The following is a 216-nucleotide window of genomic DNA, read 5'->3' as shown; positions in this document are numbered from 1 at the left end:
TGACCCACCGGGCCGGCTTCGCCTGCTTCGTCGGTCGCCCCAACGCGGGCAAGTCCACCCTCACCAACGCTCTGGTCGGCCAGAAGGTGGCGATCACCTCCAGCCGGCCGCAGACCACGCGCCACACGGTCAGGGGCATCGTCCACCGTCCCGAAGCCCAGCTGATCCTGGTGGACACCCCCGGCCTCCACAAGCCGCGCACGCTGCTCGGCGAGC

General features: G+C 71.3%; 1 protein-coding gene. It reads left to right on the top strand.

The genetic code is table 11. The features are described from left to right. The coding region (locus J0695_RS40505) for a GTPase (RefSeq protein ID WP_206969804.1) at positions 1–216 on the top strand (216 nt) is incomplete at both ends.

It is taken from the genome of Streptomyces beijiangensis (assembly GCF_017315755.1).
Taxonomy (GTDB): Bacteria; Actinomycetota; Actinomycetes; order Streptomycetales; family Streptomycetaceae; genus Streptomyces; species Streptomyces beijiangensis.
Note: the sequence above shows the minus strand (reverse complement) of the source record. Positions and strands in the feature narration are given on the sequence as shown.